This window comes from Streptomyces sp. NBC_00576 (genome assembly GCF_036345175.1).
Lineage (GTDB): Bacteria > Actinomycetota > Actinomycetes > Streptomycetales > Streptomycetaceae > Streptomyces.
In genome coordinates this window covers 6,798,061-6,823,745 of sequence record NZ_CP107780.1, presented here as the reverse complement: position 1 = coordinate 6,823,745, position 25,685 = coordinate 6,798,061, and the positions used below count along the sequence as shown (strand labels likewise).

Annotated in this window: 26 protein-coding genes and 1 tRNA gene; 12 read left to right on the top strand and 15 right to left on the bottom strand. The window is 69.8% G+C overall.

Annotated features, from left to right (window positions below; genetic code table 11):
- Positions 1-8 precede the first annotated feature (8 nt).
- The 8 genes from traB (at position 9) to OG734_RS29655 (ending at position 7,844) form a co-directional block, all read left to right on the top strand.
- Positions 9-2,015, top strand: a complete 2,007-nt coding sequence (gene traB / locus OG734_RS29690) for a plasmid transfer protein TraB (protein WP_330293836.1) — start codon at positions 9-11, stop codon at positions 2,013-2,015.
- A 164-nt stretch (positions 2,016-2,179) separates the two neighbouring features.
- A complete protein-coding gene (locus OG734_RS29685) occupies positions 2,180-2,488 on the top strand; it encodes a hypothetical protein (RefSeq protein ID WP_330290534.1) in 309 nt (102 codons plus the stop codon).
- An 89-nt stretch (positions 2,489-2,577) separates the two neighbouring features.
- Positions 2,578-3,651, top strand: a complete 1,074-nt coding sequence (locus OG734_RS29680) for a DNA cytosine methyltransferase (RefSeq protein ID WP_330290533.1) — start codon at positions 2,578-2,580, stop codon at positions 3,649-3,651.
- On the top strand, positions 3,648-4,553 hold the full coding sequence (locus OG734_RS29675) for a bifunctional DNA primase/polymerase (protein WP_330290532.1): 906 nt from the start codon (positions 3,648-3,650) through the stop codon (positions 4,551-4,553). The genes OG734_RS29680 and OG734_RS29675 overlap by 4 nt, the downstream gene beginning before the upstream one ends.
- Positions 4,554-4,720: 167 nt before the next feature.
- The gene (locus OG734_RS29670) at positions 4,721-4,903 is read left to right on the top strand and encodes a hypothetical protein (RefSeq protein ID WP_330290531.1); all 183 of its coding nucleotides are present in this window, start codon (positions 4,721-4,723) and stop codon (positions 4,901-4,903) included.
- The gene (locus tag OG734_RS29665) at positions 4,900-6,066 is read left to right on the top strand and encodes a DUF3631 domain-containing protein (RefSeq protein WP_330290530.1); all 1,167 of its coding nucleotides are present in this window, start codon (positions 4,900-4,902) and stop codon (positions 6,064-6,066) included. The genes OG734_RS29670 and OG734_RS29665 overlap by 4 nt, the downstream gene beginning before the upstream one ends.
- A gap of 207 nt (positions 6,067-6,273) precedes the next feature.
- The gene (locus OG734_RS29660; RefSeq protein WP_239149046.1) at positions 6,274-6,483 is read left to right on the top strand and encodes a helix-turn-helix transcriptional regulator; all 210 of its coding nucleotides are present in this window, start codon (positions 6,274-6,276) and stop codon (positions 6,481-6,483) included.
- Positions 6,480-7,844 carry a tyrosine-type recombinase/integrase gene (locus OG734_RS29655; RefSeq protein WP_330290529.1) on the top strand — a complete coding sequence of 455 codons (1,365 nt, stop codon included), beginning with the start codon at positions 6,480-6,482 and terminating at the stop codon, positions 7,842-7,844. Before OG734_RS29660 ends, OG734_RS29655 begins: the two co-directional genes overlap by 4 nt.
- Positions 7,845-7,999: 155 nt before the next feature.
- Here the strand turns inward: OG734_RS29655 and OG734_RS29650 are convergent.
- A tRNA-Tyr gene (locus tag OG734_RS29650) sits at positions 8,000-8,081 on the bottom strand.
- Positions 8,082-8,316: 235 nt separating this feature from the next.
- Between OG734_RS29650 and OG734_RS29645 the strand changes: the two genes are divergently transcribed.
- Positions 8,317-8,805 (top strand): YajQ family cyclic di-GMP-binding protein, encoded by a 489-nt coding sequence (locus OG734_RS29645; protein WP_330290528.1) that lies wholly within the window; start codon positions 8,317-8,319, stop codon positions 8,803-8,805.
- A gap of 88 nt (positions 8,806-8,893) precedes the next feature.
- Here OG734_RS29645 and OG734_RS29640 read toward each other — a convergent pair whose 3' ends face one another.
- Entirely contained in the window at positions 8,894-9,160 is a 267-nt protein-coding gene (locus OG734_RS29640) for a GlsB/YeaQ/YmgE family stress response membrane protein (protein WP_330290527.1), read from the bottom strand.
- 172 nt (positions 9,161-9,332) lie between these two features.
- Here OG734_RS29640 and OG734_RS29635 point away from each other — a divergent pair, with 172 nt between their 5' ends.
- A complete protein-coding gene (locus OG734_RS29635; protein ID WP_330290526.1) occupies positions 9,333-10,613 on the top strand; it encodes an APC family permease in 1,281 nt (426 codons plus the stop codon).
- A gap of 15 nt (positions 10,614-10,628) precedes the next feature.
- Here OG734_RS29635 and OG734_RS29630 read toward each other — a convergent pair whose 3' ends face one another.
- The 13 genes from OG734_RS29630 to OG734_RS29570 all read right to left on the bottom strand — a co-directional run bounded on the left by OG734_RS29630 (position 10,629) and on the right by OG734_RS29570 (position 22,472).
- The gene (locus OG734_RS29630; protein WP_330290525.1) at positions 10,629-11,219 is read right to left on the bottom strand and encodes an SMI1/KNR4 family protein; all 591 of its coding nucleotides are present in this window, start codon (positions 11,217-11,219) and stop codon (positions 10,629-10,631) included.
- A gap of 64 nt (positions 11,220-11,283) precedes the next feature.
- On the bottom strand, positions 11,284-11,679 hold the full coding sequence (locus OG734_RS29625) for a YccF domain-containing protein (protein ID WP_330290524.1): 396 nt from the start codon (positions 11,677-11,679) through the stop codon (positions 11,284-11,286).
- A complete protein-coding gene (gene htpX / locus OG734_RS29620) occupies positions 11,676-12,539 on the bottom strand; it encodes a zinc metalloprotease HtpX (protein WP_330290523.1) in 864 nt (287 codons plus the stop codon). The genes OG734_RS29625 and htpX overlap by 4 nt, the downstream gene beginning before the upstream one ends.
- 161 nt (positions 12,540-12,700) lie before the next feature.
- Positions 12,701-14,224 carry an NADH-quinone oxidoreductase subunit N gene (locus tag OG734_RS29615; RefSeq protein ID WP_330290522.1) on the bottom strand — a complete coding sequence of 508 codons (1,524 nt, stop codon included), beginning with the start codon at positions 14,222-14,224 and terminating at the stop codon, positions 12,701-12,703.
- Entirely contained in the window at positions 14,221-15,798 is a 1,578-nt protein-coding gene (locus OG734_RS29610) for an NADH-quinone oxidoreductase subunit M (RefSeq protein WP_330290521.1), read from the bottom strand. The genes OG734_RS29615 and OG734_RS29610 overlap by 4 nt, the downstream gene beginning before the upstream one ends.
- 6 nt (positions 15,799-15,804) lie before the next feature.
- Positions 15,805-17,799: an NADH-quinone oxidoreductase subunit 5 family protein gene (locus OG734_RS29605; protein WP_330290520.1), complete on the bottom strand. Its 1,995-nt coding sequence runs from the start codon at positions 17,797-17,799 to the stop codon at positions 15,805-15,807.
- Entirely contained in the window at positions 17,796-18,188 is a 393-nt protein-coding gene (gene nuoK, locus OG734_RS29600) for an NADH-quinone oxidoreductase subunit NuoK (RefSeq protein ID WP_330290519.1), read from the bottom strand. The genes OG734_RS29605 and nuoK overlap by 4 nt, the downstream gene beginning before the upstream one ends.
- Positions 18,188-18,814 (bottom strand): NADH-quinone oxidoreductase subunit J family protein, encoded by a 627-nt coding sequence (locus OG734_RS29595; RefSeq protein WP_330290518.1) that lies wholly within the window; start codon positions 18,812-18,814, stop codon positions 18,188-18,190. Before OG734_RS29595 ends, nuoK begins: the two co-directional genes overlap by 1 nt.
- On the bottom strand, positions 18,811-19,431 hold the full coding sequence (locus OG734_RS29590) for a NuoI/complex I 23 kDa subunit family protein (protein WP_330290517.1): 621 nt from the start codon (positions 19,429-19,431) through the stop codon (positions 18,811-18,813). The genes OG734_RS29595 and OG734_RS29590 overlap by 4 nt, the downstream gene beginning before the upstream one ends.
- Positions 19,432-19,433: 2 nt before the next feature.
- Positions 19,434-20,402: a complex I subunit 1/NuoH family protein gene (locus OG734_RS29585; RefSeq protein WP_330290516.1), complete on the bottom strand. Its 969-nt coding sequence runs from the start codon at positions 20,400-20,402 to the stop codon at positions 19,434-19,436.
- A complete protein-coding gene (locus tag OG734_RS29580) occupies positions 20,399-21,430 on the bottom strand; it encodes an NADH-quinone oxidoreductase subunit C (RefSeq protein WP_330290515.1) in 1,032 nt (343 codons plus the stop codon). Before OG734_RS29580 ends, OG734_RS29585 begins: the two co-directional genes overlap by 4 nt.
- Positions 21,427-22,068: an NADH-quinone oxidoreductase subunit B gene (locus tag OG734_RS29575; protein ID WP_330290514.1), complete on the bottom strand. Its 642-nt coding sequence runs from the start codon at positions 22,066-22,068 to the stop codon at positions 21,427-21,429. Before OG734_RS29575 ends, OG734_RS29580 begins: the two co-directional genes overlap by 4 nt.
- A complete protein-coding gene (locus OG734_RS29570) occupies positions 22,059-22,472 on the bottom strand; it encodes an NADH-quinone oxidoreductase subunit A (RefSeq protein WP_330293835.1) in 414 nt (137 codons plus the stop codon). Before OG734_RS29570 ends, OG734_RS29575 begins: the two co-directional genes overlap by 10 nt.
- Positions 22,473-22,734: 262 nt before the next feature.
- Between OG734_RS29570 and OG734_RS29565 the strand changes: the two genes are divergently transcribed.
- Together OG734_RS29565 and OG734_RS29560 are read left to right on the top strand one after the other, a co-directional pair.
- Positions 22,735-23,946 (top strand): sensor histidine kinase, encoded by a 1,212-nt coding sequence (locus OG734_RS29565; RefSeq protein WP_330290513.1) that lies wholly within the window; start codon positions 22,735-22,737, stop codon positions 23,944-23,946.
- Between the two features lie 182 nt (positions 23,947-24,128).
- The gene (locus tag OG734_RS29560; RefSeq protein WP_330290512.1) at positions 24,129-25,508 is read left to right on the top strand and encodes a sensor histidine kinase; all 1,380 of its coding nucleotides are present in this window, start codon (positions 24,129-24,131) and stop codon (positions 25,506-25,508) included.
- The last annotated feature ends 177 nt before the right edge of the window (positions 25,509-25,685 follow it).

The window sequence follows — 25,685 nt, the reverse complement described above, 5'->3', positions numbered from 1 at the left end:
ACGACAGCATGGGCGGCTACACCCTCGACTCACGCGGCGGCGGCGGGGGCGGTGTCGGTGCCTACCTGCTCAACCGGGCCAAGCCCCACCTTCCCCCGTGGCTCGCAGTCGCCGGCGTCGGCATCACCGGCGCGCTCGGCAACTGGCGGTGGGGCGAGAGCGCCGCCGCCGGCGTCGGCCTCACCCTCGGCTCCGTCATACTGACCGGCGCCACCTGGTGGATGGGCAAGTCCACCAGCCAACAGCGCCGTCTGCACTCCGCTGTCACCGTGGCCGCCGGGTCCGCGTGGCTGACGGCCGCGTGCCTCGCGGGACCGACCGCCGGGCCGATCGACGACATGTATCTGATCGGCGGACCGGTGCTGGCCCTGTCGTGGAACGTGCGCATGGTCCTGCGCCGCAACGACGACCCCGCCGGCGAAGGCTCCGACAAGGGCCTGTTGGCCAAGGTCGGCCTGGCGCGGGCGCAGATCGGTGCGGCGAAGGTGGAACCCAACCGGGTCACCGCGTCGCTCGGTCTGGAGGCGGGGGAGCAGACCAACGAGGACGTCACCAAGAGCCTGTCTAGGCTCGCGTCCGCGCTGGATCTGCCGACGTCGGCCGTGCGCTACCTGCCCGACCCCGGCTCGGCACGGCGCGGCGAACTGGTCATCGTCCCCGAAGACATGCTCTCCGAGGTTGTGGAGTGGGAGGGTCCCTCGAACCTGGGGGGTTCGATCGCGGAACCGCTGGTCATCGGACGCTACGACGACGGCGCCCCGCTGCTCGTCTGGCTTCCGGGCGACCCGGAAGCCAAGCGGAACAGCACGCACATCCTGATCGCGGGCGGGACCGGGTCCGGCAAGGGCGACACCGCCCTGAACGTCCAGACCGAGATCCTGTCCCGCCGCGATGTGGTGCTGTGGCTGTCCGACCCGAAGTCCTTCCAGGACTTCCGTCCCCTGCTGCCCGGCATCGACTGGGCTGTTGAGGGCGGGACCGGCACGGAGATCATGGTGGAAGCCCTCAAGGCTGCCATCCCCGCCCGCACCGGGTGGCTCGGTGCCCACCGCTACCGGCAGTGGACCCCGGAATGCGTCCAGCAGCAGAACGACCCCGCGCACTCCTGCCGCAAGGACGGCACGGCGTGCGGCTGCGCGGGCATGCCCTTCCTGGTCGCGTGGATGGAAGAGGCCGCCAACACCCTGCGCGCGCTCGGGGACGACGTGTTCACCGGCATCGCGCAGGAAGCGCGTAGCGCCGGTATCTCGCTGGTCGTCTCGCTCCAACGCCCGTCGTACGACCAGATGTCGACCAGCACCCGCGCGTCTCTCCCGTCCGTGATCGCGCTGGGCTGCGACCCGCGCGACGAGGGGTTCTCGCTGCCGGACACGGTCATCGACGCCGGCGCGCACCCGGGGGCGTGGGGCAACCGGCGACCTGGCTACTGCTACGTGGTGTCGCCCGGTATCGACGAGTCGCGCTACCCCTCCCCGGGGCGTACCCGGGCGTTCGGGCACCGGGCGGTGCCGGTCATGGAGCTGCTCGCCACCTGGGCTCAGCGCAACGGAGCCACCCCCGACCCGATCACCGACCGCGCCGCCGCCGCGGTGGCCGGACGCGCCTACACCACCCGCCACGACACCGACGACCAGACGGCCGGCGCCGCCGCCGAGGGGGACGACGACATGGAGGAGTACGGGCTACTGGTCGACCCGGAGGACGTCGACATCGACCCGGACGCCGAACTCCCCAACCCCGAAGAGGGCGACGACACCCCGCTGTTCGGGCAGGAGCCCGGACACAAGCCGTCCCCGGACGAGGCACGCCGGCTGTTCGCGGACGCGCTGGAAGAGTTCGAGAACGAGGGCCGGATGGTCGTGGGTCCGAAGGACTTCACCGACTGGTGCGACCGGCACAGCCTGTCGCGTTCGTGGGTGTCCAAGCGGCTCAAGGATGCCGCCCTGGAAGGCCGGTTGGAGCAGACGAACGCCACCGGCCGGTGGCGGATCGTCCCCGCCCTCACACCTGCCTGACACCCGTCACGGTGTGACGCCGCATCACACCCAAACCCCTAGGCACCCGCGCTGTGACGCGCCCTGACACCCGCCGTCACAGGCCCCGTCACACCCACGTCACACCCGCCCACGGGCCCGCGTCACACCTGACGCGCGCCCGCCCGTCTCCCGAGGGAGGACCCGTGCACCGTGACCCGCCGGGCATCATCGCCCCGCACATCCCCGCCGACGACTGGCGCCGCGCCGAAGCCACCGGCGCGGCGATCGTCATCGTCGTCCAGACCACCGACCGCACCGGCATCCCGTGGCAGCGGGTCCTGATCCCGTTCGCCGTCGCGGGCGCCGCCGCCCTCGGAACCTGGGGCCTGGTCGTCGCCCTCTGCGCACTGTTCGACGCCGCCGCCCACGCCGTCACCATCATCGCCGGCGCCACCGGACCGATCGGTGTTGGCGGCATCACCCTCAAGCTCGCCCGCGGCAAGACCCACTAGCTACGCCCGGGGCGACCGCCCGCTCTCGCCAAAGATGCGCGGTCGCCCCGGCCAACCAGTCCACAACAGACCTGTTGGAGGTCTCCAGCATGACCCAACCCACCGACATCCGGCGAGCCCTCGGCTCGCCACCGACGATCGTCGCCCTGTGCGCCGGATACGGCGGCCTCGAAACCGCGATCCGTGCCGGCATCGGCGGCCAGGTCGCCGCGTTCGCCGAGAACGACCCGTACGCCGCGGCCGTGTTCGCCGCGCACCACCCCCAGGTGCCCAACCTCGGGGACATCACCGCCGTCGACTGGCACCGGGTCCGGGACCTGTACGCGCCGGACGTGGTCGGCGCCGGTTTCCCGTGCCGCAACATCTCCAACGCTGGACGAAGGGACGGAATCAGTGGGCAGTGGTCTCGGGTCTGGAAAAACGTCGCTCAGGCTGTGGGCGTCCTTCGACCGCGTCTCGTCTTCCTGGAAAACGTGGCGGCGCTCCGCTCGCGGGGGCTGGACGTCGTCGCCGCGGACCTGGCCGCGCTCGGGTATGACGTCCGGTGGACATGTGTACGCGCTGGTGACCCCGAAATCGGCGCCCCGCACGAGCGCGACCGCTGGTTCGCAGTTGCCCATCCCGCTGATGCCGACCCCCACCAGCTCGGACGGTACTGGCGGCCCCGGAACCTCCCCGAAACGCAAGGGCGGCCTGAACCTGCGCACCGCGGTGACCAGGCTGCCGGCGCCGCCGGAGTCCTGAGCCTGGTTCCCACACCGGCCGCGCGGGACTGGAAGTCGGGTGCCTCCAACCTGTTGGAGCGCAACGCGCGCCCGCTCAACGAGTTCGTCGTCAACCGCCTGCCCTACAGCGGTAGTTGGATCTCCACGGAAGGCACCGACTACGGGCCCGCCATCCGCCGTTGGGAGCAGATCACCGGACGGCCGGCACCGTGCCCGACCGAGCCGGGCACCCGCGGCAACCGCCGGCTGTCCCCGGTGTTCACGGAATGGCTCATGGGCCTGCCCGAAGGGTGGGTCACCGCCGTACCCGACATTCCCCGCAAGGAACAACTGAAGATCCTCGGCAATGGCGTGGTCCCCCAACAGGCCCACCACGCCTACGGCCTGCTCCTGGGCGCCACCGCGACGACGCGGCTCGAATGGAGGACCGCCGCATGACCGAGCACCTCCTCAACGCCGCATTGGCCGCCGCCGCACGCGGCTGGTACGTCTTCCCGCTCCGCACCAACAGCAAGCACCCCGCCCTGCACGGCGCCGACCGCTGCCAGCAGGTGGGCGACTGCGCCAACGGACACCTGAAGTGGGAGCAGCGGGCCAGTACCGACCCTGAGCGCATCCGCATTTGCTGGGAGACCGGCGCGGCGAACCTCGCGATCGCGACCGGCCCGTCCAGGCTGGTCGTCGTCGACCTGGACATGCCCAAGCCCAACGGCAAGAACGGGAAGGGCAGTTCGGACGCGCCTGACGGCGCGGCGACCTTTGCGGCGCTCTGCGAGCGCGCCGGACAGCCCGTGCCCACCACCTACCGGGTGCGGACCGCGAGCGGTGGGCAGCACCTGTACTTCACCGCCCCGGTCGGTGTCCGGCTGGCCAACACTGCGGGCAGTCTTGCCCCGTTGGTCGACACCCGCGCGTGGGGCGGCTACGTCGTCGCCGCCGGCAGCACCACCCCCACCGGCTCCTACGAAGTCGTCGACGAATCCGCGGTGGCTGCGCTGCCCGCGTGGCTGCTGCGGCTGCTCCAACCGGCTCCCGTCCGCCCCGCCGGACCGCTCAGGCTCCCCGCGATCAGCGGCAGCGCCGCCGCCCTGGCCGCGCTGGAAGCGGAGTGCGCGGTCGTGTCCGCGGCGCCGGAATCGCAGCGCAACATCACGCTCAACCGGTGCGCCTTCAAGGTGGGGCGGTTCGTCGCGTGGGGCGACATCCCCCGGCACGTGGTGGAAGACGCCTTCCAAGGGGCTGGAGAGGCTCACGGACTCACCGCTGCCGAGTGCCGCGCCACAATCCGCAGCGCTCTCGACAGCTCCATCCGCAAAGCCCGCCCCCGGGACGCGGCATGAACACCCCACCCCGTAACCCCTTGGAAGGCCAACCCGCCATCACAGCGGGCCCGCACGCCGCCGAACCTGCTGTTCCCCCGGCAGGCGCAGGCGCCCGAAGGGACGTCGCCGTAGGCGCCCCTTCAGCCCTTCTCCCCAACCCGCCACGCGGTGACGGCCGTTACCCCGTGGCATGGCTCCACATCACCGCGCCCCGCGGCGCGACCCCGACCGCCACCTCGACATGCGCGTGCGGCCGTGACCGCAGCGCCGTAGGCCACGAACGGGTGCACGCCCTGATCGCCGACCACGAAACCCACCGCGACACCTGCCCCCTCCGCACCAACCAGGAAGGGAGGAACGCCGCATGACCACCACCGACACCCCCGCGTCGCCCATCGACGGCGCGGCCCTGCTCAACGAGGTGGAAGCCTTCCACCGCCGCTTCAACGTCTTCCCCCGGGAAGCCGCCTACGTCGCCGTCACCCTCTGGGACGCGCACGCCCACCTGCTGGACGCGTTCGACTCCACCCCCCGCCTCGCGTTCCTCTCCCCCGAGCCGGGCTCGGGGAAGTCGCGGGCCCTGGAAGTGGTCGAAACCCTCGTACCGCGCTCCATGGCCGCCGTGGACGCGTCCGCCGCCGCGCTGTTCCGGTCCGTGTCCGGTGTCGACGGCGGTAGGCCGACGATCCTGTTCGACGAAATCGACACGATCTTCGGACCGAAGGCAGGGGAGAACGAGCAACTCCGGGGGTTCATCAACGCAGGTCACACCCGTGGCCGCGTCATGTACCGGTGCGTCGGGGACGGCTCCAACCAGCAGGTACAGGGCTTCCCCTCGTACTGCGCGGTCGCCGTCGCCGGTCTCGGTGGACTACCCGACACGATCATGACCCGCTCGGTCATCATCCGCATGCGCCGCCGGGCCAGGAACGAGACGGTGGAACAGTTCCGTACCCGCATCCACGTGCGGGAAGGCAACCAAATCCGTGACCGGCTCGCCAAGTGGGCGGAAGCCATTCAGGAGCGGATCACGGACGCGTTCCCGGACATGCCCGAAGGGGTCGCCGACCGGCCGGCGGACGTGTGGGAACCCCTGATCGCCATCGCCGACGCCGCCGGCGGCGACTGGCCCAAACGGGCCCGCGAAGCATGCGTGGCCCTGGTCAAAGCCTCACAGGTGAACGACAAGGGCAGCATCGGCATCCGCCTCCTCACCGACCTGCGCGACCACGTGATGATCGGCATCGACCGCCTGCCCACCGTCGCCATCCTCGACCGGCTCAACGCCCTCGACGACGCCCCGTGGGCCGACCTCAACGGCAAGCCCCTCGACAACCGGCGGCTCTCCCGGATGCTCGGGGAGTACGTCACCGCAGACGGCGACCCCGTGGCCTCACGCAACATCAAAACCGCCGGGAGTGTCCTCAAGGGCTACTACGCCACCGATCTCCACGACGCGTGGCAGCGCTACTGCCCCCCAACCCCGGAAAGTCCGCTACTCCCGCTACCGGACACCGAAAACACACTCTGACCAGCACAAATCCGGTAGCGGGTCGCACCATCGCGACCCGCTACCTCCCGCTACGTCATCCGCTACCGCTACCCCCATCCGCTACCTCCGACAGGGCTCTGACCTGCACGGAAGCGGAGGTAGCGCAGGTAGCGGACTTCTGAGGGAGGGGCCCCAACGGGCCCCTCCCTTTGGCAGTCCCTCCTTCCACTCCGAGGGGATCCCCGCATGAGCACCCCCACCCGCCGGCGCCGCGCGCCGAAAGACGAACTGCTGCCCCTGAGTGACGTCCTGGTGGAACTCGGCATCAGCCGCCCGACCTGGTACCGGTGGCGTGATCGCGGTTTCGGGCCGGAAGCGCGCCGTACGCAGTCAGGCCGCATCTGTGTGCGCCGAAGTGCCCTGGACGCGTTCAAAGACGAAATGGAAATTGCGTGACCGAGTGGAGCTACACCGTCAAGTTCTGGGCCATCCGGAAGCGTGACTATCGGAAGCCCTACCAACTCCGCTGGTTCGTGGGCACGAGTTCCCACTCGGAATCGTTCCTCACGTCTGGCCTTGCGAAAAGCCGAGAAGCTCAGCTCATCACCGCAGCCAACGCAGGTGAGCCGTTCGACGTGGAAAGCGGGCTCCCCAAGTCGCTGGTCGTCAAGGAACGGGACATCTCTTGGTACGAGCACGCCCGCAACTACATCGAGATGAAGTGGGACGACGCCCCGGGCTCCACACGGCGGACCCTGGCCGAAGCCATGGCAACCGTGACGCCCGCGCTGGTGAAGGACACCAAGGGCATGCCCGACGTACGAGCCGTCCGTACCGCCCTCTATAGCTGGGCGTTCAACAAGAACCGCTGGGAGGAGGAGACACCGGCTGACGTGGCCAAGGTGCTGGACTGGTTCGAGCGCAAGTCGTTGCCCACGTCCGCACTCGCCGAACGCCTGCTCGTACGAGCCACCCTGAAAGCCCTGTCCAAGAAGCTGGACGGCAAGACGGCAGCACCCGGAACGATTCAGCGGAAGCGCGCCATCTTCCACAACTCCCTTGAATACGCGGTAGATGCCGAACTCCTTACCGAGAACCCCCTCACCCGTATCAAGTGGAAAGCCCCGGAGCAGGTGGGAGAGGAGGTGGACCCCGCCTGTGTACCGAATCCGGGGCAAGCCTCGAAACTCTTGGCCGCCGTACGGGAACAGAGTCCCCGTGGGCGGCGCCTGGTGGGGTTCTTCGGCTGCATGTACTACGCGGCTGCGCGCCCGGCGGAAGTCATCGGGCTACGCCTCTCAGACTGCGATCTGCCGCGCCGTGGGTGGGGCATGCTCCGCCTCAGGGAGACGCGTCCCCGGTCGGGCTCAGCATGGACGGACAGTGGCGAGCCACACGAGCGGCGGGGACTGAAGCACCGGCCGCGAAAGGCGGTGCGGCCGGTGCCCATCCCGCCCGAACTGGTGGCCCTGCTGCGATGGCACGTCACCGCGTACGGCACTGCTCCCGATGGCCGACTGTTCCAGACGCAGCGCGGTGGACTGATCCAGGACACCGGTTACGGCGAAGTCTGGGCTGAGGCTCGGTCGCGGGCCCTGACTCCTGCCGAGCACGACTCGACATTGGCCAAGCGTCCTTATGATCTTCGCCACACGGCGGTGTCCACGTGGCTCAGCTCCGGGGTGGAACCACAGCTCGTGGCCAAGCGCGCCGGCCATAGCGTCGCCGTGCTGCTCCGCGTCTACGCCAAGTTCCTCAGTGACGGAGATGACGCCGCGAACGCCAAGATCTCTGAACGCTTGGGGCGGCATGGCTGAGGGACCCACGGCCGCCGTCCGCGCCCCGTCCGCGAAATCCGAGAGAGAACGTTCGAACACGAGACAGAGTGAGACAGTGCACTGATCTCACGGGCGCATGACAAAGGGCCCGTGACCTGCGATGAACGCAGGTCACGGGCCCTTTGTTTTTCCTGTGGCGGCGCCAGGGTTCGAACCTGGGTAGGCTGAGCCGGCAGATTTACAGTCTGCTCCCTTTGGCCGCTCGGGCACACCGCCAAGGTTTGCTGCCCTTCGAGCCGCTTTTCGGCGGCGCTCCGTGGCAACGACGTAAACGATACCCGATGGACAGGGGTGCTTCGCCACCCGATTGAGCGGCGCTCGGAGGGGAGGGGGTGGCTAGGCTTATGCGGATGCGGCCCGGGACGTACGCCGGGCTCGGCTGCTGCCCCCACGCATGCCGAGACGCATCCCACAGATCCCGATCAGCACCCCATACAAGGAGCCACAGGACATGGCCGACTCCAGTTTCGACATCGTCTCGAAGGTCGAGCGGCAGGAGGTCGACAACGCCCTCAACCAGACCGCCAAGGAGATTTCCCAGCGCTACGACTTCAAGGGCGTGGGTGCCTCGATCGCATGGTCCGGCGAGAAGATCCTCATGGAGGCGAACTCCGAGGAACGGGTCAAGGCGGTCCTCGATGTGTTCGAGACCAAGTTGATCAAGCGCGGCATCTCGCTGAAGTCCCTGGACGCGGGTGAGCCTCAGCTCTCCGGCAAGGAGTACAAGCTCTTCGCCTCGATCGAGGAGGGCATCTCCCAGGAGAACGCGAAGAAGGTCGCGAAGATCATCCGCGACGAGGGCCCTAAGGGCGTGAAGGCCCAGGTCCAGGGCGAGGAGCTGCGCGTCAGCTCCAAGAACCGCGACGACCTGCAGGCCATCATCGCCCTCCTCAAGGGCAAGGACTTCGACTTCGCACTGCAGTTCGTGAACTACCGGTAGTCCACAAGTGGTTGAAGACGGGTGGGCGCCCTACGGTGTCCACCCTTCCCTTCTGCTCCCTTCTGCCGACTGCGCACCGGCTACGCGCTCAGTCGCGTGAGTTGCCGAACAGAATGCGGTACGCGACCAGCAGCACCAGCGAGCCGCCGATCGCCGCCGCCCACGTGGTGCCGTCGTAGAACTGATTGCTGATGGGGTGGTCGAGGAAGCGCGCCGAGATCCAGCCGCCGATGAACGCGCCCGCGACGCCGATGATCGTCGTGCCGATGAAACCGCCCGGGTCGCGCCCCGGCAGCAGGAACTTGGCGATGGCCCCGGCCAACAGCCCCAGGATGATCCAACCGATGATGCTCATGCCCTGAACCTGCCCCTCTGTGCTGTGCTCGAACTGTCCCGGCACTGTGACTTGCGACTTCGTCGACCTCGTCATGCCGGTGCGTTCGGATTGGTGCGTTGTTGGTGCTGTGTTGCTGTACACGACGTCAGCGCGGTGCCTGGCGGTTGCAACGGTCAGTAGGGTGCGGCGCATGACACAGCCCGGTGCGGAATCGTCCGCTGAACTGCGACGCACTCTTGGCGTCGGGGACGCCATGATCATCGGGCTGGGTTCCATGATCGGAGCAGGCGTCTTCGCGGCCCTGGGGCCCGCAGCACGCGCGGCCGGGTCCGGGCTGCTGCTCGGGCTCGCCACGGCGGCCGTGGTCGCCTACTGCAACGCCATGTCGTCCGCCCGGCTGGCCGCCCTCTATCCCGCTTCCGGCGGCACTTACGTGTACGGGCGTGAGCGACTCGGCGGCTTCTGGGGCTATCTCGCGGGCTGGTCGTTCGTCGTCGGGAAAACTGCGTCCTGTGCGGCGATGGCGCTCACCGTGGGCACGTACGTCTGGCCGGATCAGGCGCATGCGGTGGCGGTCGCGGCCGTGGTGGCACTGACTGCGGTGAACTACGGCGGCGTCCAGAAGTCCGCCTGGCTGACGCGGGCGATCGTGGCAGTGGTCCTCGCTGTCCTCGCTTCCGTGGTGGTGGTGTGCCTGGGCTCCGATGCCGCCGACGCCGGCCGGCTGGAGGTCGGGGCCTCCGGGGGTGTGAGCGGTGTGCTTCAGGCGGCCGGGCTGTTGTTCTTCGCGTTCGCCGGGTACGCGCGGATCGCGACCCTTGGTGAAGAGGTACGGGACCCCGCGCGCACCATCCCGCGCGCGATCCCGTCGGCCCTGGGCATCACGCTGGTGGTGTACGCGGCGGTGGCTGTGGCTGTCCTTTCCGTGCTGGGGTCGGGCGGGCTCGGGCAGGCGACGGCCCCGCTGGTCGACGCGGTCCGGGCGGCCGGCGTGCCGGGGCTGGTGCCGGTCGTCCGCGCTGGTGCCGCTGTGGCCGCGCTCGGTTCGCTGCTCGCCCTGATCCTGGGCGTCTCACGGACGGCGCTGGCCATGGCCCGTGACCGTCATCTGCCGGGTGCCCTGGCCGCCGTGCATCCACGCTTCCAGGTGCCGCACCGGGCCGAGCTGGCCGTGGGCTCGGTGGTCGTGGTGCTGGCCGCGACGGTGGATGTACGGGGCGCTATCGGCTTCTCCTCCTTCGGGGTCCTGGCGTACTACGCGGTGGCCAACGCCTCCGCCTGGACACTGAGTTCGGCTCCGGTGTCCCGGGTGGTGCCGGCGGTGGGTCTCCTCGGCTGTGTGACGCTGGCGTTCGCGCTTCCGGGGATGTCGGTGGTCGTGGGCGCGGGCGTGCTGGGCTTGGGGGCGGTCGCGTACGGCGTACGACGGTGGTGGTCGGCTTCGCGGGCGTCGGCCGGACCTCACCGCTGACGGAACTCGCGCGGGCTACGAAGCCTGGGCCGGCGCAGGCGGTGTCGCCGTCGCCCTCGCCGTACGTATGCGGAATTCCGGCCAGGGCTCCAAATCCGTATCGCCGTTGGACTCCTCGTACCAGCCGGTGCCGTCGAGCCAGGTGTGCAGCCACTCCGCGAGGCCCGGGGCGTCGGTGTACCACGCGTCGTCGGCGGCGTCGGTGTTCGGCTCGAAGAGCAGAACGGTGCCTTCCGGTGAGCGGCAGTCCACGCACGCGTACATCCCGCAGCCCCAGTGGGATATCGGCAGGACGCCCTCCGGCCAGGGCCACTCCGGGTCCTTGCGGGCCTCTTCGAGGTTGGCGAGGTACTGGGCGACGACGGGCGGCTCACCGGCGGGCGCGCCGTCGAGTAGCGGCAACAGGCCGTAGGACGGGCCGAATCCGCCGTCTCCTATCCGGAGGTAGAGCTCGGCGAGGAGCGGCGGCAGAGAGAAGCCGAGGGCGGTCTCGGCACGGTCGAGCGTCGCCGCGTCCACGGGGGCTGGGAGTGAAGGCCAGCCCCACGGACGAGTGTTGCGCGCCGCGAAGGCCACCCGTGTCAGCAACTGCTCGATCTCGGTCATGGATTCATCATGCAGGCCGCCACTGACAATCGAGGCGGCCTGTGGACAACCGGCGGGCGGCGCGCTACCAGCGTGAGCTGAACGGCTGGTCCGTCGGCACGATTTCGCGGCCCAGCGGCATCAGCGAGACGGGGATGAGCTTGAAGTTGGCGATGCCGAACGGGATGCCGATGATCGTGACGCACAGGAGAACACCGGTGACGACGTGGGCCAGTGCGAGCCACCAGCCCGCGAGGACCAGCCACAGGACGTTGCCGATGCAGGAGGCGGCACCCGCGTCGCGACGATCGACCGTCGTACGACCGAAGGGCCACAGGGCGTACGCACCGATACGGAACGACGCAATGCCGAACGGAATGCCGATAATCGTGATGCACAACAGCACGCCGGCGCCCAGATAGGCGAGGAACAGCCAGAAGCCGCTCAGGACGAGCCAAATAACGTTGAGAATTGTCTTCACTGCTGACGACCTGCCATCTTTTCGAGCCGGGCGATGCGCTCCGCCATCGGCGGGTGCGTAGAGAACATCTTGGAGAGTCCCTGGCCTGGGCGGAAGGGGTTCGCGATCATCATGTGGCTCGCGGTCTCGATACGCGGCTCGGGGGGCAGGGGAAGTTGCTTCGTGCCCTCTTCCAGTTTGCGCAGGGCGCTCGCGAGGGCCAGTGGGTCGCCGGTGAGCTGGGCGCCCGACGCGTCGGCCTCGTACTCCCTGGAGCGGCTGATGGCGAGCTGGATGAGGGTCGCCGCGAGCGGGCCAAGGATCATGATCATCAGCATGCCGAGGATGCCGGGGCCGTCGTCGTCGTTGGAGCGGCCGATCGGGATCAGCCAGGCGAAGTTGACCAGGAACATGATCACGGAGGCCAGGGCGCCGGCGACGGACGAGATGAGGATGTCGCGGTTGTAGACATGGCTCAGCTCATGGCCGATGACGCCGCGCAGTTCGCGCTCGTCCAGGATGCGCAGGATGCCGTCGGTGCAGCAGACGGCCGCGTTGCGCGGATTGCGGCCCGTCGCGAACGCGTTCGGTGCTTCGGTCGGCGAGATGTACAGGCGCGGCATGGGCTGGCGGGCCTGGGTGGAGAGGTCGCGGACCATGCGGTACAGGGCCGGGGCCTCGAATTCGCTCACCGGGCGGGCGCGCATCGCGCGTAGAGCCAGCTTGTCACTGTTCCAGTAGGCGTACGCGTTCGTGCCGATCGCGATGAAGAGCGCGATCACCAGGCCTGTACGGCCGAAGAAGCTGCCGATGCCGATGATGAGTGCGGACAGTCCCCCGAGGAGCAGGGCTGTCCTGAGCCCGTTGTGCCGGCGGTGCACGGTACGCCCTCCTGGTGGTGCGGCAGGGGAACCCTGGTGTCAGGTCCAGTGGACTCTTCTGTACTGGTCAACGCCAGGCGGGGGTTCGCAGTTCCCTTGCGTGCGCTCAGCGCGCGTGGGCCGACCGGGTGAGGTCCACGCGCGCGTGCGGGCTCCGAGAGTCAGAAGAGGCCGGTGTCGGCGAAGCGCAGTACCAGCTGGGGCGCGCCGGACAGGGCGATGCCGAGGACGGCGGTGAGGGCGATCGCGGCCGTGAGGGGGGCCGGGGCGCGGTGGCGTTCCTCGGCTCCCTCGGGGGTGCGGAAGAGCAGGGCCGTCCACTGAAGGTAGTAGAAGAGCGCGATCACCACGTTGACGGCCATGATCACGGCCAGCCAGCCGAGTCCGGCGTCGACAGCCGCGGAGAAGACGGTGACCTTCGCGAAGAGACCGATGATGCCCGGCGGCAGTCCGGCGAGGCACAGCAGGAAGAAGCCCAGGACGAGCGCCGCCAGGGGGCGGGTGGCGTAGAGGCCGCGGTAGTCGCTGACGCGGTTCAGGGGCTTCGTACGGGCCACCAGGGCCGCCACCGCGAAGGCGCCGAGGTTCACGGCGGCGTACATGAGGGCGTACGCGACGGTGGAGCCGATCGACTTCTGGGCGTCGTCGGAGTACGCGGCGGCGGCGATCGGTACGAGGAGGTAGCCGGCCTGGCCGACGGAGGACCAGGCGAGCAGGCGTACCGCGCTGTACGCGCGCGTGGCCTGCTGGCGCAGGGCGCCGACGTTGCCGACGGTCATGGTGAGCGCGGCCAGAGCGGCGAGTGCGGGGCCCCAGACGTCTGCGTACGACGGGAAGGCGACGACGGTGACGAGGATCAGGCCGGAGAAGCCGACGGCCTTGCCGACGACCGAGAGATAGGCGGCGATCGGCAGGGGCGCCCCCACGTAGGTGTCGGGGACCCAGAAGTGGAAGGGCACGGCGGCCGTCTTGAAGGCGAAGCCGATGAGGGTGAGGACCACGCCTGCCTGGGCGAGGGTGTGGAGTTGTGGGTCGACGTGCTGGATCCGGTCGGCGATCTCGGTGAGGTAGAGGGTGCCCGTGGACGCGTACACGAAGCTGATGCCCATGAGGCTGACCGCGGTCGCCGTCACGGACGACAGGAAGAACTTCAGGGCCGCTTCGGAGGACTTGCGGTCGCCGTGCCTGATGCCGACAAGGGCGAAGGCGGGCAGGGAGGCGACCTCCAGGGCGACGATCAAGGTCGCGAGGTCGCGGGAGGCCGGCAGAAGGGCTGCTCCGGCGGCGGAGGAGAGCAGCAGGAACCAGTACTCCCCTTCGGGGAGTCCTCGGTCGGCGTCCTTGAGGGCGGTGACCGAGAGGAGGGCGGCGAGCAGCGCGCCGCCGAGCACGAGGAACTGGATGACGAGGGTGAAGCGGTCGGCCGTATAGCTGCAGACGTCAGTGCCGCCGGTGAGGCAGAAGGTGGAGCGGTCGCCGTCCAGAAGAGGCAGCAGGAGGAGTGCGGAAACGGTCAGGCCGGCGACCGAGGTCCAGCCGAGGAGTGCTTTTTTGCTGTCGCCCACGAACAGGTCGGCGACCAGCACGGCGAGACCCACGAGGGCCGCCACGGTGGGCGGTGCGATGGCGAGCCAGTCGACGGACTGGACGACGGATTCGGCTGCGGACTGGGCCGGGGAGCTCATCGGGGGCCTCCTGAGAGCAGCTGCTGCACGGCCGGGTCGGTCAGGCCGAGGAGGGCCTTCGGCCACAGTCCGGCGACGACGGTGAGGGCGACTAGCGGGGTCCAGGCGGCGAATTCGTATGTCTGTACGTCGGCAAGCTGGGGGGCGTCCGGCTGTGGGGCGGCGCCCATGCAGACGCGGCGTACGACGATGAGCATGTACGCGGCGGTGAGCAGGGTGCCGAACGCGGCGATCGCCGTGTAGGTGAGGAACGCGGGGCGGCTGAGGTCGTCGGCGGGGTCGAACGCGCCGAACAGGGCCAGCATCTCGCCCCAGAACCCGGCGAGGCCGGGCAGTCCGAGGGAGGCGACGGCGGCGAAGGCCACGAGGCCGCCGAGGCGTGGGGCCCGGCCGTAGAGGGCGGCGCCGGTGCGGTCGGCGAGGGTGTCGAGGTCGGTGGTGCCCGTGCGGTCCTTCAGCGCGCCGACCAGGAAGAAGAGGAGGCCGGTGATGAGGCCGTGGGCGATGTTGGCGAAGAGCGCGCCGTTCACGCCGGTCGGGGTCATGGTCGAGATGCCGAGCAGGACGAAGCCCATGTGGCCCACGGACGAGTAGGCGATGAGCCGCTTGAGGTCGCCCTTCGCGCCCTGCCGAGCGAGGGCCAGGCAGGCCAGGGAGCCGTAGATGATCCCGACGACGGCGAACGCGGCGAGGTAGGGCGCGAAGGTCCGGAATCCGTCCGGGGTGATCGGCAGCAGGATGCGCACGAACCCGTATGTGCCCATCTTGAGCAGGACGCCCGCCAGCAGGACCGAGCCGACGGTCGGGGCGGCGGTGTGGGCGTCCGGCAGCCAGCTGTGCAGCGGCCACATCGGCGTCTTGACCGCGAGCCCGATTCCGATCGCCAAAGCGGCGGTGACCTGCACGGATGTGCTCAGTCCAGGGCCGTTGTCAGTGGCGAGTGCCATGATGTCGAACGTGCCCGCTTTGATCCCGATCAGGAGCAGGCCCAGCAGCATGACCACGGATCCGAGCAGGGTGTAGAGGATGAACTTCCAGGCCGCCCGGGTCCGTTGCTCACCGCCCCAGCGGGCGATGAGGAAGTACATCGGGATGAGCACCATCTCGAAGGCGAGGAAGAACAGCAGCAGGTCGAGGACGGCGAAGGTCGCGAGGGTGCCGGACTCCAGGACGAGGATGAGTGCGACGAAGGCCTTCGGGGAAGGGCCCGCGGGCATCTTGAAGTAGGAGTAGAGCGCGCAGAGGAAGGTCAGGAGCGCGGTCAGGACCAGAAGGGGGAGGGAAATGCCGTCGACGCCGAGGTGGATCCGCACGTCGAGTGCGGGGATCCAGCTGATGTCGGTCGTGGCCTGCATCTTTGACGGGTGGTCGTGGTCGAAGCCGAGCGCGAGGACGATCGCGGCGATGAGCACCACGCCGGTGACGGTCACGCCGTGCCGCAGCACCGCCTGCTCGGGCGACTTCCCCTTCAGTCCGGGCGGTGCCGGCAGGAGAGCGGCGACGGCGCCGATCAGCGGGCCTACGACGAGGAATGCCAGAAGGAACTGCATCACTGACTCGTTGATATCGATCACGCCTGCTCACGCTCCCGTGGCGACGAGGAGAACGGCGACCACCAGGACGACGGTGCCGGCGAGCAGCGCGCTCACATAGGTCTGGACATTGCCGGTCTGGGCGCGCCGTACGGCGGCGCCCAACAGTCGGGGCACGGCGCTCGCACCGCGTACATAGGTGTCGACGACCTCGCGGTCGAGGAACCGGACGAGGGTGGCGGCGGCCTGGACCGGGCGGACGAACAGTGCCGTGTACAGGGCGTCCAGGTGGAAGCCGACGGCCGCGTGGCGGTGCAGCGGGCCGAGCAGGAGGCGTCCGGGGTCCGCCGGGTCGGGTGCGGTGGCCATGTCTCCGTAGGCGGGGGTGTGAGTGGCGATGGCCGCGGCCTCGACCAGGCCGCCGTCCGCGTCCGGGTGGGCCGCGACCGCGCCCAGCGGGACACGGGCCGCCAGGGCGGTGGTGTGGCGCCAGGCTCCGTAGGTGACGAGGCCGCCGACGAGGGCCACTCCCGTGCCGAGGACGGAGGTGGTGAGGGTCGGGTTCAGGTCGTGGCCGTCGAACCAGTCGGGCAGCCTGCCGTAGGCGAATCCGCCGAGGGCGAGGGAGGGTACCGCGAGTACCCAGAGCACCGTGGTCATCGCGATGGGCTGCCTGCCGTGGTCGGGGGCTTCGGCGCCCCGGCCCCGGAAGGTGAGCAGCCAGAGGCGGGTCGCGTAGGCGGCGGTGAGCAGGGCCGAGACCAGGCCGGCGACGAGGACGATCCAGCCCGCGGCGTCCGGGATGCCCTCGGTGTGGCCGGTGGTGACGTGTTCGGCGGCGCCGAGGACGGACTCCTTGGAGAAGAAACCGCTGAAGGGCGGGATCGCGGCGAGGGCGAGGAGCGCCACGGTCATCGTCCAGTAGGCGTCGGGGATGCGGGCGCGCAGGTTGCCCATGCGGGACATGGCGGCCAGCGAGTTGGTGCCGGCGGCGTGGATGATCACGCCGGCCGCGAGGAAGAGCAGCGCCTTGAAGGCGCCGTGGGTGAGGAGGTGGAAGACGGCGGCACCGCGGTCGCCGACGGCGAGGGCGCCGGTCATGTAGCCGAGCTGGCCGATCGTCGAGTAGGCGAGGACGCGCTTGATGTCGTCCTGGGCGAGCGCGGCGAGGGCGGAGCCGGCCATCGTCACGGCGGCCATGACGGCGAGGACGACCAGTGCGGCCGAGGAGGCCGCGAAGACCGGGAGGAGCCGGGCGATGAAGTAGACACCGGCGGCGACCATCGTCGCGGCGTGGATCAGCGCGGAGACGGGAGTGGGGCCCGCCATCGCGTCGGGGAGCCAGGTGTGCAGCGGGAACTGTGCCGACTTGCCCGCCGCGCCGGCCAGGAGCAGCAGGGCGACCAGCGTCGGGTGGTCGAGTCCGCCGCTCGCGACGGTGCCGAGGATCTTCGTGATCCGGAAGGACCCGGCGTCGGTGGCGAGCGCGAACAGGCCGATCAGGAAGGGGACATCACCGAGTTTGGTGACGAGGAAGGCCTTGAGGGAGGCGGCGCGGGCTTCCGGCGTCTCCCAGTAGTGGCCGACCAGGAAGTACGAGCAGATGCCCATGATCTCCCAGCCGACCAGCAGCACCATCAGGTCGCCGGAGTAGACGACGAGAAGCATCGCGGAGGTGAAGAGGGAGACGAGAGCGGCGTACGAGGGGTAGCGCGGGTCGTCGCGCAGATAGGCCGTCGAGTAGATCTGCACGCAGGTCGCGACCAGGCCGACCAGGACGGCGACGAGGGCGGCGAAGCCGTCGATGTGCAGGGCGAGTTCGACGGGGACCGAGCCCGTGGGCGTGAGTTCGGTGGCGGCGTCGATGGCTCGGTCGCCGCCCTGGCGTACGGCGACGACTACGGCGAGGGCGAGCGCCGTGAGAGGCGGCAGTACGGCGAGGGGGCGTACGAAGCCGGGGGCCGTGCGGCCCAGGAGCAGACCGGCCGCGGCGGCCAGGAACGGCAGGAGGGGGACGAGGACGGCGAGGGTGGTCGTGGTCACGCGGTGGCCTCAGCCTTCTCGTCTTCCGTGAGGGTGGCACCGGTGGAATCGGTGGCTTCGTCGGGGCCGTACGGCTCGGCGGTGTCGCGGAGCTTGTCGATGTCCGCGGTGCCGCGGTTGCGGTGGACGGCGAGGACGATCGCCAGCCCGATGCCGATCTCGGCGGCGGCGATGGCGATGGTGAACAGGGTGAGGGCCTGGCCGGAGTGCAGGGTCTCCCGGGCGGTCCGGCTGAGCCAGACGTCGAAGGCGACGAGGTTGAGGTTGACGGCGTTGAGCATCAGCTCGACGGACATCAGGACCAGGATCGCGTTGCGGCGGGCCAGGACGCCGTAGAGGCCGGTGCAGAAGAGAAGGGCGGAGAGTACGGCGGGATAGACGAGGTGCATCAGAGGGCACCTTCCTTGCCGGCTCGGGCGTCCTTGGCAGCGGCTTCGGCGGCAGTGGCGGCGGCGCCTGTCGTGGCTGTCGCAGCGTTCGCCTTGGCCTTGCGGGACAGGACGATCGCGCCGACCAGGGCGGCGAGGAGGAGGACGGAAAGGGCCTCGAAGGGGAGGACCCAGTTCTGGAAGAGGCTCGCGCCGGTGACGGCGGTGGAGCCTGCGGCGGCGCCGTCCAGGTCGATCCACGTCGTGCGGAAGGCGTCGGCGACGACCCAGACCAGGGCGACGGCCGAGGCGCCAGCCACGGCGAGGGCGGCCCACCGGTTGCCGGAGTCGGCGTCCGGGGAGCGGCCGATGGGGGCCCTGGTGAGCATCAGACCGAAGAGGAGGAGCACGACGACCGAACCGACGTAGATGAGGACCTGTACCCAGGCGATGAACTCGGCCGTGAGGAGGAGGTATTCGACGGCGAGGCCCCCGAGAGTCACCACCAGCCACAGGGCGGCGTGCACCAGTTGCCGGGTGGTGACGGTGACGAGCGCCGCGCCGAAGGTGACGAGGCCGACGAGGAGGAAGGCGATCTCGACGCCGGTCGGGGAGAGGAAGCCGTGGCTTGCGGCGGCGAGGGTCACGACTCTCCCTCCCGCGGCTCGGTGGACACCGTGGGCTCGTCCGGTTCGGCCTGTGTGGCCTGTGTGGCCTGTGTGGCCGCCAGCTTCTCCGCCGTCTTGCGGGCGGCGGCGATTTCCTTCGGTTCCTCGGCGGCCGGGTCGAGGGCGGGCGGGGCCGGGACCGTCCACATCCACTCGCGGAGCTTGTCGCGTTCGTGGGTGAGTTCGTGGATGTCGGTCTCGGCGTACTCGAACTCCGGGGACCAGAAGAGTGCGTCGAAGGGGCACACCTCGATGCAGATACCGCAGTACATGCAGAGGGAGAAGTCGATGGCGAAGCGGTCGAGGACGTTGCGGCTGCGCTCGCGGCCGCCGGGGGCGGCGGCCGGGATCGTCTCCTTGTGGGAGTCGATGTAGATGCACCAGTCCGGGCACTCGCGGGCGCACAGCATGCAGACCGTGCAGTTCTCCTCGAAGAGGCCGATGACTCCGCGGGAGCGGGGCGGGAGGTCGGGCTGGGTGTCCGGGTACTGCGCGGTGACGGTCTTCTTCGTCATCGTGCGGAGGGTGACGGCCAGGCCCTTGGCCAGGCCGATGCCGGGGATACGGGACCCGGTGGGCGGGAGAGGCTCAGCCATGGTTACGAGATCACCACCTTCACGATGCCGGTGAGGGCGATCTGGGCGAGGGAGAGGGGGACGAGGAGGGTCCAGGAGAGCTTCTGGAGCTGGTCCTCGCGCAGCCGGGGGTAGGTGACGCGCAGCCAGATCACGACGAAGGCCAGCACTGCCGTCTTCAGGAGGGTCCAGACCCAGCCCAGGCCGTCGGCGGACCAGGGGCCGTGCCAGCCGCCCAGGAAGAGGACGGTGGTCAGGCCGCACAGGACGACGATTCCGGCGTACTCGGCGAGGAGGAAGAGGGCGAAGCGGAGGCCGGTGTACTCGGTGTAGGCGCCGAAGATGATCTCCGAGTCGGCCACCGGCATGTCGAAGGGGGGACGCTGGAGTTCGGCGAGGCCGGCCACGAAGAAGACGATCGCGCCGACGATCTGCCAGGGCAGCCACCACCACTCGAACGCGTCGACGATGCCTGGGAGCGAGACCGTTCCCGCCGCCATCGCGACCGAGGCTGCGGTGAGGAGCATCGGGAGTTCGTAGGCGAGCAGTTGGGCGGCGGTGCGCAGACCGCCCAGGAGGGAGAACTTGTTGGCCGACGCCCAGCCGGCCATGAGCGAGCCGAGGACGCCGACGCCCATGACGGCGAGGACGAAGAAGATGCCCGCGTCGACGACTTCACCGACGGCGCCCTCGCCCGGGCCGATCGGGATGGCGAGGAGGACGAGGAGGTACGGGAGGAGGGCCACAGCGGGGGCGAGCTGGAAGATACGGCGATCGGCTCCGGCCGGGACGATGTCTTCCTTCTGGGCGAACTTGACGCCGTCCGCGACGAGTTGGGCCCAGCCGTGGAAGCCGCCGGCGTACATCGGGCCGAGGCGGCCCTGCATGTGGGCCATCACCTTGTGCTCGGTCTGACCGACGATCAGGGGGAAGGTGAGGAAGACGACGAAGACGATCAGGAGTCGCAGGGCGACGTCGAGCGCGTCGTTCACTGCGAGCCTCCTGGGGAATTTTCGGGGGTCGGGTCATCGGGGGTGGGGCTATCGGGGGTGGGGTCTTCGGCCGGCTCGGGGGCCTTCGCGGGTTCTTCGGCCTTCGTGAGTTCGTCGGCCTTCGTGGGTTCTTCGGCCTTCGTGGGTTCGTCGAAGGCCGGGCGGGCGTGGTGCCAGGGGGCGTCCGCCGCGGGTGGTGGCTCGGGGGACTCGGTCGTCGGTGTTTGCGGGTGCTGGGATGCCGAGCCCTGGCTTGCGCTGCGCGCCCGGCGGGGTGCGGCCGGCGGGGTCGGCGCGGCCTCCGTGGGTGTGCCCTCCGGTGTCGGGGGCACGCCTGCCGGGGGCTGGCCTGTCGGGGGCTGGCTTGCCGTGCCCTCCGATGCCGTGCGGGTGCGGCGTACCGGGCGGTCGCCTGTCGCGCGGGCGGCGGCGCGGGCCGGGCGGGCCGGGGCCGGCGGGAGCTGGCCCTTCAGGGGGCCCCATTCGTTGGGGTCGGGGACGCCGGGCGGGAGCATCTGGCGACGCTTGGGCCCGCCGTGTTCCGATTCCCCCGGTTCCTTCGCGCCCGGCCACGCCTTGGCGACGCGGGCGGCGAGAACGAAGTCCTTGCGGAGGGGATGGCCCTCGAAGGTCTCCGGGAGGAGGAGGTGGTCCAGGCCCGGGTGACCCTCGAACCGTACGCCGAACATCTCGTGCGTCTCGCGCTCGTGCCAGGCGGCGCCCGCGTAGACGTTCACCAGGGAGGGCAGTACGGCGGACTCATGCGGGACTGTCGTCCGTACGAGGAGGCGGCGGACCGGGGAGAGGGCGACCACGTGGGCGGCGACGCGGAAGCCCGTGCCCGGTTCGTCCACCGCGCTGAGCCAGTCGAAGTAGGTGCAGGAGAGGCGGTCGCGTGCTGTCTCCAGTGCCGTGATCCAGGACGTGGGGGGTACGTCGACGGTCAGGACGTCGTACGACTCCTCGGCCGTGGCCTCCGTACCGAAGAGTTCCTCGGTGGGGGCGGGCAGCCAGCCGGTTGTCGTCATCTTCCGGTTCCCTCCCCTGTGGTCGGCGGCTGCACCAGCGGGCTCTGGAGTGCGGCCGGGGTCGGGCGGGTCGCCGCACCGGACGCGTACCGCTCGCCCAGGGACTCCCGGGCGATCTTCTCCTGGAGTTTGAGGATGCCCTGGAGCAGCGCCTCGGGGCGGGGCGGGCAGCCGGGGACGTACACGTCGACCGGAATGATCTGGTCGACGCCCTTCGTCACCGAGTAGGAGTCCCAGTACGGGCCGCCGCAGTTGCTGCACGCGCCGAAGGAGATGACGTACTTCGGCTCGGGCATCTGTTCGTACAGGCGCCGTACCGCCGGGGCCATCTTGTCCGTGACCGTGCCCGAGACCACCATCAGGTCGGCCTGGCGCGGCCCGGGGGCGAAGGGGATCACGCCGAGGCGGATGAAGTCGTGGCGGGCCATGGACGCGGCGATGAACTCGATCGCGCAACAGGCGAGGCCGAAGTTGAAGACCCAGAGCGAGTAGCGGCGGCCCCAGTTCAGGACCACCTTCATCGGCTCGGGGGCCAGCCGGGCGAGGGCGCCCAGGCGTTTCGGCTCCGGCAGCAGAACGGGCATCGACACAGGCACTGGCACAGGCGCCGGCGAATTCGTTTCTGGCGTCACGTCCATGTCAGGACGCCCTTCTTGTATGCGTAGAGCAGGCCCACGGCCAGGAAGCCGAGGAAGATGAACATCTCGACGAGGGTGGCCGCGCCGTAGCCGGGGGCTGCGAACACGGTCGCCCACGGGAACAGGAAGATCGAGTCGACGGCGAAGATGACATAGAGGAAGGCGTAGACGTAGTAGCGGACCTGGGTGTGAGCCCAGCCCTCGCCCACGGGGTCGACACCGCACTCGTACGTCAGGAGTTTCTCGGGGGTCGGGACGACGGGGCGCAGCAGGCGGCCGGCTCCGAAGGCGACCGCGACGAAGAGCACGCCGACCGCGGCGAGCAGTCCGACGACGGAGTAGGACTGGAAATACTCCGACGCCGCGATGTGCTTCGACGCTTCGATGTACTTCGACTCTGCGATGCGTTCCGACGCTGCGATGTACTCCGTCGTGGCTACGGCGGTCGGTACCGGCACGTCCGTCCCTCGCTCCCTGGCCTCGTAGATCTCGCCTCTGGTGTTCGGCGATCTGTACGGACGGGAGTCTAGGGCCTGCTAAAGAGACCGTAAGCAGCCCGTCACGCATGGCCATGTCCGAGATCCTGCGCAAGGTGGGGTTTTCCCCCGGGTCGCCGGGCGGTCCGCCTCATGGCGCCATGGCGCGGGGGCGGGCAGGCTGGCGGGCATGACCGCACGTATCACCGCCACCAGCGCGGAAACCGAGGGCGACCGACTGCCCCCTGTCCGTTTCGCTCTCGACTCGCACACCTGGAAGGAGATCGCTCATCTCCTGACCAACCTGCCGATGGCGTTGTTCGGTTTCGTGTACGTGGTGACCGTGGTGAGCGTGGGTTCCTTCCTCACGCTCACGGTGGTCGGTCTTCCGATGCTCGCCGGCGGGCTCATGGGCGCCCGTCTGCTGGGCCGGTTCGAGCGGGCGCGGGCCAGGGCCCTGCTCGGGGTGCGGGTGGACGAGCCGAGTCCGCTGCCGCTGAGTGGCGGGCGGGGTGCCCGTGGCCGGGAACTCGGGTTCTTCGCGCGGTTGATGCTGGCGTTGAAGGACCCGGTCGGCTGGCGCACCATGCTGTACGACTTCGTCCGGCTGCCCTGGGGCGTGTTCACCTTCTCCATGGTGCTCGTGTCGCTCTTCGTGCTGTGGCCGGTGCTGCCGTTCCTGGCGCGGGGGCTCACGAACGTGGACCGGGTGATGGTGCGCGGGCTGCTGTCGCCCTCCGACGAGCTGGAACGCCGTATCGCCGAACTGGAGTCCGACCGGGGGGTCGTCGTCGACACGGCCGCCGCCGATCTGCGGCGGATCGAGCGCGATCTGCACGACGGGGCGCAGGCCCGGCTGGTGAACCTCGCGATGGGCCTCGGGCTGGCCAAGGAGAAGCTCCTGGAGGGGCAGGCCGACGAACATGTGGCGGCGATGGTCGAGGAGGCGCACGGCGAGGTGAAGCTCGCGCTTCAGGAGCTGCGGGATCTGGCGCGCGGAATCCATCCGGCCGTTCTGACCGACCGCGGACTCGACGCGGCGCTGTCCTCCGTGGCCTCGCGGTGCACCGTGCCGGTGCAGGTGACCGCCGATTTGCCGGCCAGGCCGGCCGCCGCCATCGAGGGCATCGCCTACTTCACGGTCTCCGAGCTGCTCCAGAACGTCAGCAAGCACAGCGGCGCCCGGAACGCCTCCGTCGACGTCTGGCGTACCGATGACCGGCTGCTGATCCAGGTCTGGGACGACGGTCGCGGCGGTGCGCGGCTCGACGGCGGTACGGGGATGGCGGGACTCGCGGACCGGCTGGGCGCGGTGGACGGGCTGTTCGTCATCGAGTCGCCCGAGGGCGGGCCCACGACGGTCACGGCCGAACTGCCGTGGCGGGAACGGGTCGACGCGTAGGTAACGGGTCGAGGCGTAGGTAGGGAAAACCCCCGGGGGAAGACGCCTACGTGCTCCATGGTCCGTGGGGTTCGGGGCCAGCAAGCTGATGAGAGATGAAGGGCGAGCAGGACACCGGCCGGCGAGCACACAGACAGACGAGCCGGCTGGTGACGAGCTGACTAGCAGAACGGACTGGATCGATGGCCATGGAGTACGGACAGGGGTACGGGCAGCAGGGCGGCCCCGGGGCCGGATTCCACGGGACGGCCGACGGGGGCACCGGGCGCGGGCAGGGCCGGCGTCCTCGGTTGCCGGCCGCGTTGCGGGCGCCCGTCGAGGCGCGCAGTTGGCGCGAGTTCGGGTATGTGCTGCTGAGCCTGCCGGTCAGCGTGCTGGTGTTCTCCTACGCCGTCACCCTGGCCTTCACCGGCTCGCTTCTCCTCGTCACCTTCCTCGGGATTCCGGTGCTGGCCGTGGGCCTGGCAGGGTGCCGGGGGTTCGGTGTGCTGGAGCGGAAGATGGCGCGCGGGCTGCTCGGGCTCGACATGCCCGAACCGGAGCCGGTGCGGGCACGGAAGTCCGGGGCGGCGGGCTGGATGGGGGCCGTGCTCAAGAGCGGTACCTCCTGGCGGCACCTGCTCTACTCGGTGCTGCATCTGCCGTGGGCGATGTTTTCGTTCGTGGTCGCGGTGACTTTCTGGGTGTACGGGTGGGCGCTGCTCACGTACCCGCTGTGGTTCTGGCTCTTCCCGATGTACGGCGGACAGGACGGTCTCCAGCTGTACGGCGACGAGACCCACAGCATCTATCTCGACAACCCGTTCGAGATCACAGTGACCGCTCTGGTCGGGCTGTCGTTCACCATGGCCACGCCCTGGATCGTGCGGGCGCTGACCCTCGTGGACCGGGTGATGGTGCAGGGGCTGCTCGGGCCGTCACGGCTGGCGACGCGGGTCGTCGAGCTGGAGTCCGACCGGGGGGTCGTCGTCGACACCGCCGCGGCTGATCTGCGGCGTATCGAGCGGGATCTGCATGACGGGGCACAGGCGCGGCTGGTGGCGCTGGCCATGGATCTCGGGCTGGCGAAGGAGAAGCTCACGGAGGATCCGCGGGCTGCGGCGCGGATGGTGGACGAGGCGCACGGTGAGGTGAAGACGGCCCTGCAGGAGCTGCGGGATCTGGCGCGCGGGATCCATCCGGCGGTGCTGACGGACCGGGGGCTGGATGCGGCGCTGTCCGCGGTGGCTTCCCGGTGTGTGGTGCCGGTACGGGTGGAGGTGGATCTGACGGAGCGGCCGGCCGCGGCGATCGAGGGGATCGCGTACTTCACGGTGTCGGAGCTGCTGCAGAACGTGAGCAAGCATGCGCGGGCGACGGGGGCGTCGGTGGATGTGTGGCGGGTGGAGAACCGGCTGATGCTTCAGGTGGTGGACGACGGGGTGGGGGGTGCGGATGCCTCCGGCGGGTCCGGGTTGGCGGGGCTGGCGGGGCGGCTCGATGCGGTGGACGGGATTCTGGTGGTGGATTCGCCGGTGGGTGGGCCCACTCGGGTTACTGCGGAGTTGCCTTGGCGGGGGTGAGGCTGGTGGGGGGCGGGTTTTTCGCCCCCGCCGCCCTTACCCGTCCCATCCCGTTCCTGGGGGCTCCGCCCCCAGACCCCCGGTCGCGCTGAAGGCGCTTGTCCTCAAACGCCGGACGGGCTGAAAATGCCGGCCCGCGCTTGAGTGGTGCCGTCGGTGTGGGAAAAGCCGGCGACA